Source organism: Vibrio sp. 1069 (assembly GCF_033340555.1).
This window is the reverse complement of sequence record NZ_JAWOWP010000003.1, coordinates 82255-94543: the sequence shown is the minus strand read 5'-3', so window position 1 is coordinate 94543 and position 12289 is coordinate 82255. Positions and strand designations below refer to the sequence as shown.

Here is a 12289-nt window from a genome sequence, read left to right as displayed (position 1 = left end):
TTTACTATAAGTGATGTCTTTTAAAATGCTCCATATATTAAGGAGTATTGAATGAATGCTGTAAACAAATCTATCCTTTTCATGTTAATGTCTACGTTAAGCTTATCTGTTACTGGACTGTTAGCAAAGCAGTTGTCAGGCGAACTTTCCGTCACACTATTTAGCTTCTTACGTTTTTTGGTGCCTGCGCTTATCTTGCTTATCTTACTTCGTGTGAAAAACCTTACCTTTCCTAAAGCGGGCACGCTAAAGCCTATTTTATTGCGTGCTCTTTGTATCGGTTTGTCACAACTTTGCTTTATCGCGTCATTACAAACGTTAACGCTCGTTGAGGGGGTCGTTTTGTTTGCTACTGGCCCATTATTTATTCCCTTGGTTGAAAAGCTGTTCATGAGGGGGCGCATTCGTGTTTCAACATTGGCGGCTTTAGCAATGGCGTTCACTGGTGTGGTTATGTTGGCGGGCGGCGGAAGTGAGATCACATGGCGAGCGGATTTATTGCTCGGCTTGGCTGGTGGACTCTTCAATTCTGGTTCTCAGCTTACGTTATATAAAGTGAGTAAAACAAATATGTCGCCGCTAGAAATCAACTTTTGGGCGTTTGGTTTTGCTGCCGTATTTCTGTTGCCGCTAACTTTGTTTAACGACTTCGACGTGTTACTTAATATGAGTGTTATGGCGCCTGAGATTTCTTCAAATACGCTGTGGATCGGTATGATGTCTCTGATGATCATTAACACCCAAGTTTTTCGCTCCAAAGCATATAAACTGGCAAGCAGTGGCTCTCAACTTGCACCACTCATTTTTACTAACTTATTGTTCACTGCGGTTTGGCAGAGCCTGTTTTTTGAAGACCGAATGAGTCAAAGTCAAATTGTTGGGATGAGTTTAATAGTGCTCGCAATCATACTGAACACATGTTGGGTTCGCTTTAAGGCGCATCGCAGTGGCGGTTTACAAGCGAGAACTTCTTAGTCTGTCGGAAAATGAAGGGGGCAGGTAGATAAATTGGTCGTGTGGTTTGATTTTTCCTGAGTATGGGCTAGCGTCAAGAAAGGTTCAGGGAGAGAAATCATGCTTACGCTAAATTATTACGTCGAAATTTCGGCGACACCGCAACGAGTGTGGGAAGTGCTAACCGATGTTGAGTTGTATAAACGTTGGGCGCAAGCCTTTTCACCGCAGTCTCAATTTGAAGGAGCTTGGGAAGAAGGAGGTGGCATCACTTTTTTTGATCCAGATATGGGCGGGACAAGGGCGATCATAGATACGGTGCTACCGCTTCAAAAACTTGAATTTCATCATGTTGCCATTTTTAATCCGGATAATCGTCAACAACTCGATGCTGACCTAGCATCTAGGTGGATCGGATCGCGAGAGATCTACCAGATCGATACCAACAACGATCGTTTACTACTCAATGTTACCATTCATACTCACAATGACTTTGTTTCCATGTTTAATCACGGATGGGAAAAAGCCTTACCCTTGATAAAAGCCATTAGTGAAGAGCAAGCTTAGGGTTCTTGCCTATCTTGGGCTGACGATGCGTTGCCTGAAGGTATACAATAGCACGCAAGATAGCGCACCTTAGAGAGTGGATGATGGAATTTAAAGTTGATACCCATACACATACGTACGCAAGTGGTCACGCGTACAGTACCTTGATTGAAAATGCAAAGTTGGCAAAAGAGAACGGGCTGGATATGTTCTGCACGACCGATCACGCAGAATCAATGCCGGGTGCGCCTCATTACTGGTTCTTCTCTAACCAGAAAATTCTGCCTCGCTTTCTTGAAGGCGTTGCGATTATTCGCGGCGTTGAATCTAACATTATGAATACCGAAGGCGACATTGATATTCCACTGAGTGTGGACCGCAACTTAGATTGGGTGATCGCGAGTTTTCATGAACCCGTTTTTCGTCCTGCAAACAAGCAAACTCACACGGAAGCACTTGTTAATGTCATTCAGAGTGGCCGTATTGATGCGCTCGGTCATCTTGGTAATCCAAATTTCGACTTTGATTTTCAGACCGTTTTAGCGTGCGCGAAAGAGCACAATGTCGCGATTGAAATTAACAACACCACTCTGAAGGGCAATAGCCGAGTAGGCAGCGTAGACCGTTGCCACGAGATTGCACAAATCGGGAAAGATCTCGGTGTTTTCTTCACCACGGGCAGTGACGCGCATTTCTGTCACGATGTTGGTAATCTGGATTTGGTTGGAGAGTTAATGGACAAAGTGGGTATTGATAGCAAGAAAGTGATTACTCACACCGCTCAGCAGTTTTTGTCTTTCTTAGCTTTGAGAGGCCGTAAACCAATTGCAGAATATGACAGCATTCTCAACGCATAAACTTGATTACATTTAAGGTATGCACCCGACGCCAGATTGCTTTACACTGCGACCCGGAAATACTCAACTAAGCTAGTTTTTCGCCTCTTATGGCGTAGGTTATTTGGGTGAATAAAGCCGACACAGAATTCGGCACTATAAATGGAGAAGTGAAAAATGTTACGTCCTTTAGTCCTAGGGTGTGCGATTGCGTTTGGCTCAACATACGCAATGGCAGAAGCGGTTGATTTAAAACAAAACATGAAACAGATGAAGATGGAATTCAAACAGGCGGCAGAAGCATCTGATGTCGAAACCATGAAATCTGCGATTGATAGCTTGCAAGCTATTGTTGAACAATCTAAGCGTGGTAATTACCCACCAGAGAAGTTTGATACTTACTTAGAAGGCTTTAACAAGCTGACGGTAACGCTAGATAAGATTGAAGCGGATCTTGATGCGGGCAAGCTACAAGAAGCGAAAGACCAACTGCGTGAAATCGATAGTCTTCGTGAAGAGTACCACGACAAGCGCAATCCAAGCATTTGGAGCAAGTTGTTCGGCTAATTATCTACCGAGCGGAGCATTTGCTCGTGGCAGTGGATTACGTGTTATCTCTAAGTAATGAATGAACACATTATCAGCCTGCCATTTCGGCGGGCTTTTTTGCGCCTGTCAATCGATGCATTCAAGAAAACCTGTGAGGTAGCAACCACTTATTGATACTGTTTTTTGAGCTATCACTCAAAATTGGTTACGCTGTGTGAAATTTGTTAAGTCACCGTTATGCGTAGATTAATTCCTTTTTACCGCTCGATGTTATTTGCTAGTGCTCTCAGTTGGGTGCTAGTGACGCTGATGCCTGTTATCAATGCTCATGGTAACAGCATGGGCGTGTGGGCGACGCTATGTACGCTTAACGGATTTGAGTTGGTCCAAATAGAAGAGGGCGACAATTCGGTCAGCCACAAAGGCAAGCCTTGTCCGTTTAGCCACTTCTCGACTTTTCATCACGATACACTTCCAACGACACCGATACTTTCAAGACAGAGCTTGGTGACTTCTGACAGCTACGCTTATTTGGCTCTAAGTGTGCGATTTGAAACACCAGTTCCTAGAGCGCCGCCAGTTTCCCTTTTCTCATAACAAAAACAATTACACGATACCCAAGTAACCTCGAGATGCTTGGTTCAGCGAGAATGACTCGGTTTGTAGACGCGGCGGCGATTTAAAGGTCTAGTGGGTCTAAATCAAGATATCGACAACAAAGTATACAAGCCAAGGCAACTCGCCCTTCGGGAGCGTGTCATTGCTCCGATTGCTGCTTCAAACAACTTGGAAAGAGTTGTCTATTACACAGCGTTGTTTTCTTTGCACTCGAATCAATGACAACGCTCTGAATCCAGCATCTTGAAGTCACTTGGGTATATAGTCAGCAACACTGCCACTTCGAGCAGTGGTACTCCCAAATCTAAGTCAAATAACGCCGCATACGAATGCGTATGTGTAGGATGCGTTTGACTGAATTTGGGTGTTCAACAATGAAAAAAGGAAAATACACATGTTGAGAAACTCGGCAAAGCCTCAACTCAAGGAAGCCTCACGCGCAAAATCCATCTACTTTATGACGTGGCGATGGCACTTCTACGCAGGTTTGTTCGTCATTCCATTTATGCTGATGCTTTCCCTCACGGGATTGGTGATGTTGTTTGATGACGAAATCGAACTGGCTCGATACGAAGCGACATTACAAGTTTCACCACAAGAGCACATGATTCCTGTCTCTGCACAATTAGAAACCGTAAAGCAGACGTATCCCGATTTTAATGTCACTCAATTTGTACCTGCTAAAACGGCCGATATTGCCAACCGATTCTCGATTCAAAACCAAGAAGGCAGCTCGCTGATTGTTGCAGTAAATCCTTATACAGGAGACATACAGGGCACCATTAATCGTGGTGATAGCATCTATGAACTGATGAACAGCATTCACGGCACCTTGCTCATCGGCGACCTAGGCGACCGTTTAATTGAAATCGCCGCAAGTCTGGGGATTTTGCTGTTGGTGTCTGGTTTGTACCTTTGGTTACCGAGAGACAACGCCAGCCGCGCCGGCTTTTTGAAAATTCGCTTTAACAATGGCCCTCGGATTTTGATGCGTGACCTGCATGCGAATTTAGGTGGTGTGCTGTCGATTGTTCTGTTGTTCTTTTTGATTTCAGGTTTATCTTGGGCAGGGATCTGGGGTGCGAAAATGGTACAAGCTTGGAATACCTTCCCAACCTATTACACATGGGGTGAGAAACCGGAATCCACACTGACACACAAAGACCTGAATCATGGTGCATCAGAAGAGATGCCATGGAACTTAGAGCTTGCTGCTGTGCCTGAATCGAAAGACAAACCCGCTCATGATCATGCCAATATGAAAGAAGATATGGCATACGCAGGCAACCATGATGCGCTCTCTATTGATGATATTGTCCTCAAAGCTGAAATGATGGGCTTCACTGGCTATAAGCTGTTTTTGCCACGCTCTGAGACGGGCGTTTACACCGTTGCAGCTAACTCCATGGGTGGCGATATCTCCGACCCAAGACAAGATCGCACCAGCCACTTTGACCAGTATTCCGGTCGCTTGTTGGTGGATGTAACGTGGCAAGATTACAGCCTATTTGCCAAGTTCATGGCGGCAGGTGTGTCATTGCATCAAGGTGATGTGAGTATATTGAACAAAGTACTCAACGTAGTGTTCTGTTTGGCGTTCATCTTAATCTCAATCACAGGTGTGGTGATGTGGTGGATTCGTAGACCAAGTCGCAGTGCCGCATTGGGCGCGCCACCTAAGTTTCAACAAGACAGTATTTGGAAGCTTGGCTTAGTAACGTTAGTGATATTGTGTCTCGCGTTCCCGATGGGCGGTTTGGCAATTGTTACGGTTCTCGCACTGGATTGGCTGTTGTTCAACCGCGTTGAGAAACTGAAAACGGCGTTGAATTAGTAACAGACAAAGAATGGAATAATAAAAGAGCCTGCGAAGTCGAAGTGCTGGCTCTTTTTATTTCTGGTAAATCTCCAGTGGCAAGCCATCTGGGTCTTGGAAGAAGGTAAAGGCTTTGCCTGTAAATTCGTCAATACGAATTGGCTCAACTTCAACGTCATTCGATTCTAGGTAGACTTTCACTTGCTCAACATCATCAACCAAAAAAGCGAGATGTCGCAGGCCTTGCGCTTCGGGAAAGCTCGGTCTCTCAGGGACGCCCGGAAAGCTAAACAGTTCAACTTGACTGCCGTCAGGTAAAGCGAGGTCAAGCTTGTAGGAGTCTCTGGCTTCACGATAGTTCTCGGCAATGACTTTCAGTCCTAACACTTCAGTGTAAAAGCGTTTTGACTTTGGGTAATCGCTGCAAATGATCGCGACGTGATGAATGGCATTAAACATGGTTAGCCTCTTCAAGCATGGTTAGTATCCTCGGAGACTAAATGCTCCTTAACGAAGTCGATAAACACACGCAGACGAGCGGGCATGTATTTGGTTTGCGCATACTGCATCGCGATAGCGCCATGATAGTTACTCTTGATCATCCAATCCGGCAGAACCTCCACCACTTCTCCTTGCTCTAAAGCGTCTTTGATCACGAAGTCATGGAAGATCCCAATTCCCAAGCCAGACTTAACCCCGTTCAAGCGCATTTGAGAATGGTTGACGGCGTAGCGTCCACTTACTGCAATCGAGTGGAACGCTTCCTCTTTAAAGAACGACCAGATGTTGTCTTTGTCGTTCTCGGCAAGGTAAATACAGTCGTGCTGCTCAAGCTCGGTTGGGTGCTCAGGCATACCGTGTTTGGCTAGGTAATCTGGAGAGGCACACAAAACAAGGTTGGTCTTGCTGATCTCTTTGAGGACCAGATTCTCATCGGGTTTGTCGGTGAGCTTAAATGCGACATCAATTCCTTGGCGGAACAGATCGATCTCACCATCTGCTGCACGCAGCTTAAGCTGTATATTTGGATAACGTTCTAGGAATGGCAACACAAACGGTTGAAGCACCGAATTAAGAAATGCTTCAGGGGCTGCTACTGTGAGTGCGCCTGTTGGCTCGGCATGATCTTCCGCAGATAGCTCAACGGCTTGCTGTGCGGCATTCACCATTGCGATGCTTTGGTCGTAAACCTTTTGCCCTGCTTGAGTGATGATCAACTTACGAGTCGTGCGCTCAAACAGTTTGACCGAGAGGGCTTGCTCTAATCGTGTGATCAACTTACTTAAAGCCGATGGCGTCACGCCGAGTTGTTTGGCTGCAGCGGTAAAACTGCCTTCGTTTACCACTAAGATAAACGAAGCAAGATCAGGAAGTAGGGCAATGAGTTTTGGATTAACCATAATTGTTCAGTTCTGCGCAGCGGAATAACGACATTGTCTGGTACGGTTTCACGAGGTTCAAGTGTCACCGTCTCGCTTTAACGATATTTTGCCAAAAATGCATTGAGTGCAGGCAAGCCAGATTCACTAGTATGGTATTGCTGCCAACAGTGATAAATGGCCGTTTCGTGGTCTGCAATCAACTCGATAGCTTCTCGCTCAGCGATTGAATGCTGCTGTGAAGCGTTCACTTCTTCATGCCACTCTCGATATTTGGCCTCATAAGGTTCTACCCACTTCAGAAGAGTCGCCACCAACTCTTGCCATGGTAAACCAATCCACTTGGTTGCATCTGCCAAGCCTTTATCTAACATCTCTTGGTATCGACTTTCGATATCCATGCCATTTGTCTGCAGTACAGGTTTGAGCTTTTCTGCGGTGAGTTCTTCCACTTCAATCAAGGTTTGCCACAGTGTTTGTTGTTCACTTTGGGCGTAATGGCTCAAGTAGTGGTTGAAAAAAGCGATGCCGTAGATTTCGCCATAGTAGGCAGACAGAACGTTATGAATCATGGTGAGAATCGTGATTTAAACAGGGAATACCGCATTGTAGGAGGGGAAAGCGCGAAGTGTAAATAGCTGATTAAGAGTAAAAAAGTGCTGCTGACAGAATTCGAACAGAACTTGTGAGAATTTTATGAGAATTCGATGAAGTTGCTGATAGATTTGCTCGTCATTCTTAGAGGCAAGAACGCAAAACGTTCGAAACGTAATGCTTAACCTACTCAAGTCACGAACAATGAAGTAAAGCCGTACACATGGGCTTGGGTAGTTCAACCCTCATTAAAGGATGGAATCACAATGAAAAAACGTACCCAACTCGGACTCGTCATGACTTCAGTCGCAATGGCATTAGGCTCTGCATCAGTGAATGCGGCGGAATTGGAAATCACCGTGACAAACGCAACCAAAGGCATCTACTTTACGCCACTTATTGTTGCTGCACATGGCTCTGACCTTCAAATGTTCAGAACGGGTCAAGCAGCAACGCCAGAACTAGAAGCAATGGCAGAAGGCGGTGATATCTCTGGTCTTGCTAGTGTGATTGGTAACGCTGGTGGTGCGGTGGTTGAGAACCCTGCTGGTGGCATTTTGAATCCGGGTGTTGCAACCACCTTCACCTTGGACAGTGGCGACCACGGTTATCTTTCTCTGAGCGCGATGTTGCTGCCAACCAATGATGGCTTCGTCGGTCTAGATAGCTGGAAGATTCCAACGGAAGCGGGTACATACCGAGCAACGCTAAGAAGTTACGATGCCGGTACAGAAGCGAACGATGAACTTGCGTCTAGCATGCCAAACCCACCTTTCATTACCTTTGGTGCTGGCGGCACAGGCGTTGAAGCAACGGTAACTAACGACAAAGTCCACGTGCATCCGGGTAACCTTGGTGATAGCGATCCAACCGGTGGTATCAGTGACTTAGACAGCAGCAGCCATCGTTGGTTAAACCCAGTTGCAACCATCACAATCGTTGTGAAGTAAGGGGGATGTATGAAATACAGAATCTTACTAGTAGCAGCTTCAGTCGGCTTGCTCGCCGGTTGTCCAAGCGATGATGATAACGACGTAGTGAAATCGTACCGCTACACCGTCAACGTGGCGAACTTGACTGCGAATCAACCTATGTCTCCGCTCGCGGTACTCACTCACAATGCTGACTACCAATTGTTTGAAATTGGACAAGCCGCATCTGTTGAACTTGAGCATCTTGCTGAAGGCGGTAGTAACGCCGAGCTGATTGAATTGATGAACAGCAATGACAGTGTTTACCAAGGTATTTCGGGTAATGGATTGGTGTTGCCGGGTGCATCGGACGAAGTCACCATTACGGTTGACCCTAGTCGTTACGGTTACTTGTCTGTGGCGTCTATGTTCGTGAATACCAATGATGCCTTTGTTGGCGAAACGGGGCTATCGCTCAAATCGCTCGCAGTGGGTGAAAGCTACGAAATGAGCATGAACGTTTGGGATTCCGGCACAGAGCTGAACGATGAACTTGCTGCAACCATTCCGGGCCCAGCAGGTGGCGGTGAGGGTTTCAATGCCGCTCGTAATGACAGTATTGACGTTGTTGCATTCCATGCGGGTGTTGTTAGCCAAGATGACGGATTAGCAAACTCAGCACTTTCTGCGAACCATCGTTTCTTGAACCCAGGTGCGAAAGTCACCATCACTCGAGTCGAGTAACACAGGCTCCGATGACGTCTCCTTTCCAAAGCGCTTGTAGCCGAGCGCTTTATCCCTCATGGCGTCATCGGAACCTTTTTTGAAAGAATTTCTAATTTGTTCCGGTCATGTGCAAAGTGAGGATACTCGAAGGCAAGGAAAGGACCATGGAACAACAGGCAATCAATTTAGTCGCGAACATCTTGTTGGTGGAAGATGACGATGATTTGGCAGAACTGGTTCAGATGCATCTTAAGTTTCAGGGACACCAAGTGTCGCGAGCCACAAATGTCGCCGATGCTAAAACGCAATACCAGCAACAACCCTTTGATTTATTGATCCTTGACCGAGGTTTGCCAGATGGTGATGGTCTAGACATCTGCCATTATTTGCGTCAGCAACAAGATTGGAGCCCAGTGCTTATGCTGACAGCCAGAGACGGTGAAATGGATAAGGTTGACGGTTTAGAAGCAGGCGTTGATGACTACATCACTAAGCCATTTAGCGTATTAGAATTTCAAGCACGAGTGCGAAACGTGCTGCGCAGAGTCAGCCAAACCGCTGAAGCAAAGGTGGCAGATGAAGTCCTCGATGATGCGATGGATTTTGGCCCGCTGAGAATCATTCCGGAGTTGCACCAAGTATCCTTAAACGACAAGGATGTCACGCTCACCGCGACAGAGTTTACTTTGCTGCAGTTTCTCGCGACTCGTCCGGGCAGAGTCTACAGTAAAGATGAATTGCTCGATCACGTTTGGAACACCAGTCATTCTGGTTATCACCACACGGTGTGTAGCACCATAAATCGTTTACGCAGCAAGTTGTCGTTGTCTGATTCTGATCATCACTTCATCCAAACCGTGTGGGGTGTTGGATATAAGTTTCAACCAAGACACTAATGCAAGAAAGTAAGTCAAAACATCAAGCCAAGACAGTAAGTCGGCAGTTGTTTTCACCATCATTTTTCAATCATCACGGGTGTTGCAAAAACACCGCTGTTTAAGGAGGCGATAGGATGAGCTTCAAATCTCGCTTAGTGGTATTTACTAGCTTGTGGTTCTGTCTCGCGGCGGTGGTGATTGCACTGACTTACAATTGGCAAAAAGAAACCATTGAGTTACGCACCAAGCAAAGCCTGCATAAAGAGCTAGCCAGCCACATGCGTGATGATAATCCGCTGATGATCGGAACGGATTACAACCCTAAAGCGCTCAAGTCGATTTTTCACACGCTCATGCTGATCGGCCCTGATTTTGAAATCTACTTCCTCGATAGCCAAGGCAATATCACCACTCATGCAGCACCGGAAGGGGCGGAGATCATGGGGAAGGTGGATCTCAATCCCATTAAGCAATTCTTAAATGACCAGCCTTTTCCTATTTTGGGTGAAGACCCACGTAATCGTGGTGAACACAAAGTCTTTTCTGTCGCCGCGATAGAGGAATTAGGCTCTACGGTCGGTTATCTCTACGTGGTGATTGGCAGTACCCGACATGACGCCATTGCCAATGCTCAAGTCGATACTCCTTATATCGCGCTGGCAGGATTGGTCTTAGTCTCCATTTTAGGCTTTGCTCTTGGGGCTTATGTGCTGGTGAAACGTAGCCTATTGAACCCGATTGAGCGTGTGACCAAGCAACTTCAACAGCAAGCCGAACATGATTTCCGCCTGCAACCTGATTTTACTCACCAAGTGCCGGAGCTCGTGCCGATTGCGCACTCTTATCAGATGATGGCGAAGCACATTCAGCAACAGTTTTTACAGTTGGAGTATCAATCGTCTCATCGTCGTCAAAGCTTGTTGCAGCTTAGTCATGATTTAAAAACGCCGTTATCGAGCGTGCTGGGCTATTTGGAAACGTGGCGTTTGCAACATCCGGAATCCGATCCTTTGATTGACGTTGCTTTCCGAAATTGTGAGAAGCTCTCAACTCAACTGCATTCTTTATTAGACGCCGCACGCAAAGAAGCTCCAATGCCAAATTACGAGTACCGCCCCGTAGATCTGGGCGCTTTGATGGCAGAATGTGCTGAAACGATGCAGAGCCAGTTTTCTCGTAAAGAAGTGGTATTGAAAGTGGATATCGATAGCGAAATCCAAACCGTGGGTGACAAGGGGCTATTGGAGCGATTGGTATTGAACCTGCTTGAAAATGCATTGCGCCACAGCCCAATCGGTTCAGAAGTGCATTGCCAAGCGCATTTGAGTGAGGATAAGTCGCGTATCCATTTTACCTTCGTCAATCACATCGAGAAAGAAGCGGAGGGCGGTTCTTTGGGGATCGGGACGAAGATTGTCCAATCGATCTTAATGCTTCACCACAGCTACCTTGAGACCAATGCAACCTCCTCTCAGTATCAACAGAAGTTCACACTTCTCGCAATCTAAAGAGAAGTGTGAGACATAAGTTAATGTTTATTCAATAACACCACATACGACGCGAGCGCCGCCACCACCTAGCTTACTTGGGTGATCGGAGTGATTGTCACCACCTGCATGGATCATTAACGCTCGACCTTTTAAATCCGATAATTTTAGGCGAGGCGCGACAACGGGCTGATTGGCATTGCCGTCCATGTCCACATAGAGTGGAGGCAAGTCGCCTAAATGATTGTCATCGGTCCAAGGATAGCCATGCTTCCCTGTGTTGTTAGGATCATAATGGCCACCTGCTGCGCCGCCTAATACGGTTTTGTCATCTTTTTCTATGCTATCGCAAGATGGATTAGTGTGAACATGGAAACCGTGCACACCTGCTGACAAACCTGATAATTGAGGCGTAAAAACAACGCCATAATCACTTTGTGAAATCTCAATGGTACCAGCGCTCTCATTGGTGTTGAGAGCAGTCATTTCTACCGTTTTTGCTAGCGCGTTAGGGGCGGCGACAAGAGCGGATGCAACTGAAATGCATAGCAATCCTTTTAACATGGGACCTCCTTCTTTTATGGTGTACGCTCAAGCACATATTAGTGAAAACCTGTTTTACTTATGCCTGTTGAGCGGTGAGTTTATGTCATAGAGTGATGTGTATCACTTTATGGTCTTAAACTGATATCTCGACCCGAAATCAGCTTTCTTTTATTTAGTCTTAACATGTTGAGATCGTTAAGATATAAAAAGAATAGACGCCAATCTTAAAATAGCCTGAATATTTTTAAATTAACGCAAAGTTAAATTTTTAATGACTTTATAACAAAGCTCATAATTGTTTTATAAAGAATTTGGTGGAATTGTCCGCAATAAAGAATAGTCAAATTAACGAATATATTAATGTGAACATTGTTGTTTATAGATTTGTGGTCAAACTGTTGCTTATATCATCAAATAAGATAAAAAATTGGAACTAAAGTCACTTAATG

14 protein-coding genes are annotated in these 12289 nt (G+C 45.7%); 10 read left to right on the top strand and 4 right to left on the bottom strand.

The window, feature by feature from the left end; all coding sequences use genetic code 11:
- Positions 1-51: 51 nt before the first annotated feature.
- The 6 genes from R7040_RS06470 (at position 52) to R7040_RS06445 (ending at position 5337) form a co-directional block, all read left to right on the top strand.
- Positions 52-975 (top strand): DMT family transporter, encoded by a 924-nt coding sequence (locus R7040_RS06470; protein WP_033906700.1) that lies wholly within the window; start codon positions 52-54, stop codon positions 973-975.
- 99 nt (positions 976-1074) lie between these two features.
- Positions 1075-1521 carry an SRPBCC family protein gene (locus tag R7040_RS06465; protein ID WP_005375065.1) on the top strand — a complete coding sequence of 149 codons (447 nt, stop codon included), beginning with the start codon at positions 1075-1077 and terminating at the stop codon, positions 1519-1521.
- Positions 1522-1604: 83 nt separating this feature from the next.
- Positions 1605-2357, top strand: coding sequence for a phosphatase (locus R7040_RS06460; RefSeq protein WP_005375066.1), 753 nt, complete (start codon positions 1605-1607; stop codon positions 2355-2357).
- Positions 2358-2513: 156 nt separating this feature from the next.
- A complete protein-coding gene (locus R7040_RS06455; protein WP_005375067.1) occupies positions 2514-2903 on the top strand; it encodes a cytochrome b562 in 390 nt (129 codons plus the stop codon).
- Between the two features lie 219 nt (positions 2904-3122).
- Entirely contained in the window at positions 3123-3482 is a 360-nt protein-coding gene (locus tag R7040_RS06450) for a hypothetical protein (protein WP_080276971.1), read from the top strand.
- A 415-nt stretch (positions 3483-3897) separates the two neighbouring features.
- A complete protein-coding gene (locus tag R7040_RS06445) occupies positions 3898-5337 on the top strand; it encodes a PepSY-associated TM helix domain-containing protein (protein WP_065275487.1) in 1440 nt (479 codons plus the stop codon).
- Between the two features lie 57 nt (positions 5338-5394).
- On the opposite strand, the gene R7040_RS06440 is transcribed toward R7040_RS06445, so the two are convergent.
- From R7040_RS06440 to R7040_RS06430, 3 genes are all read right to left on the bottom strand, one after another.
- Positions 5395-5778 (bottom strand): VOC family protein, encoded by a 384-nt coding sequence (locus R7040_RS06440; protein WP_258469575.1) that lies wholly within the window; start codon positions 5776-5778, stop codon positions 5395-5397.
- 11 nt (positions 5779-5789) lie between these two features.
- Positions 5790-6719 (bottom strand): LysR family transcriptional regulator, encoded by a 930-nt coding sequence (locus tag R7040_RS06435; RefSeq protein ID WP_033906703.1) that lies wholly within the window; start codon positions 6717-6719, stop codon positions 5790-5792.
- Between the two features lie 77 nt (positions 6720-6796).
- Complete coding sequence (locus R7040_RS06430) at positions 6797-7270, bottom strand: hypothetical protein (RefSeq protein WP_318081147.1); 474 nt, start codon at positions 7268-7270, stop codon at positions 6797-6799.
- A gap of 288 nt (positions 7271-7558) precedes the next feature.
- Between R7040_RS06430 and R7040_RS06425 the strand changes: the two genes are divergently transcribed.
- From R7040_RS06425 to R7040_RS06410, 4 genes are all read left to right on the top strand, one after another.
- Complete coding sequence (locus tag R7040_RS06425; RefSeq protein WP_318081146.1) at positions 7559-8242, top strand: spondin domain-containing protein; 684 nt, start codon at positions 7559-7561, stop codon at positions 8240-8242.
- Between the two features lie 9 nt (positions 8243-8251).
- Entirely contained in the window at positions 8252-8947 is a 696-nt protein-coding gene (locus R7040_RS06420; protein WP_318081145.1) for a spondin domain-containing protein, read from the top strand.
- 146 nt (positions 8948-9093) lie between these two features.
- Entirely contained in the window at positions 9094-9825 is a 732-nt protein-coding gene (locus R7040_RS06415; protein WP_017820525.1) for a response regulator transcription factor, read from the top strand.
- 116 nt (positions 9826-9941) lie between these two features.
- The gene (locus R7040_RS06410; RefSeq protein WP_017820524.1) at positions 9942-11315 is read left to right on the top strand and encodes a sensor histidine kinase; all 1374 of its coding nucleotides are present in this window, start codon (positions 9942-9944) and stop codon (positions 11313-11315) included.
- Positions 11316-11342: 27 nt separating this feature from the next.
- Here the strand turns inward: R7040_RS06410 and R7040_RS06405 are convergent, their stop codons facing one another.
- Complete coding sequence (locus tag R7040_RS06405; RefSeq protein WP_005375091.1) at positions 11343-11858, bottom strand: superoxide dismutase family protein; 516 nt, start codon at positions 11856-11858, stop codon at positions 11343-11345.
- Positions 11859-12289 lie beyond the last annotated feature (431 nt).